General features: G+C 46.7%; 1 protein-coding gene. It reads left to right on the top strand.

Going from position 1 to position 748, the window contains the following annotated elements:
* Positions 1 to 748 (top strand): hypothetical protein (locus N1032_RS25135; RefSeq protein WP_259543297.1); only part of this gene is annotated, 748 nt, incomplete at both ends.

Below are 748 nucleotides of genomic sequence, written 5' to 3'. Positions count from 1 at the left end.
CAAATATGACAAATTCGATAACTCAGCATTACAGCAGGGCTTAACAGCAGCGGCCCAATATATGACTAACTATTTTGCTACAGGTGGCAACGTAGGGAAAGCAGCACAAGCCGCCGGGAGTGCTCTTTATCAGATGGATGAAAAAGAGAAACGCTATTCTAAGATTGATGAATTAGAGGACGCTGGACACAACCCCTTAGATATTCAGAAATGGTTAGAAAGTGGTGATGATAAAGACCTGATTGTTAATAAAGGTACATGGCAAAGCGGCGGTAATGGGGTTATGTTTAATAATCTCACTGGTGAAACTAAAACTATTCCGGGCGCTATTAATCAGAATGTACCAGTTAAAACTATTAACGCTGGCGACCGTCAAATCTTAATCTATCCAGATGGTAGACAAGAGGAAGTAGCTAAGGGCGCTAATCCTACTCAGGCAGGGTTAAGCGTAGCAGGTGCTAGCGGTGGTGGTATCGGTATTGATTCCGATGAATCACAGGGCGCGGGTACTTTCCAAGACCCTACCACGGGGCAATGGTTCCAACGTACTACCTACGCTAACGGACGTGAAAAGCTAGTACCTCTTAGCGCTACAGCACAGAAAACGCTACAGGAGAAAGCTAACGCAGGTAATCCAGACGCTAACCAACAGTTAGTAACTGGCGCCCTACAGACAGTGAACGCAGCAACACCGGAACAGCTTAACCGGATTACCGGGCAAGTTACCGGCCGTAGTGCTACAGCGCGT

The sequence above is a fragment of the Herbiconiux daphne genome, from assembly GCF_024979295.1.
GTDB lineage: Bacteria > Actinomycetota > Actinomycetes > Actinomycetales > Microbacteriaceae > Herbiconiux > Herbiconiux daphnes.
Note: the sequence above shows the minus strand (reverse complement) of the source record. Positions and strands in the feature narration are given on the sequence as shown.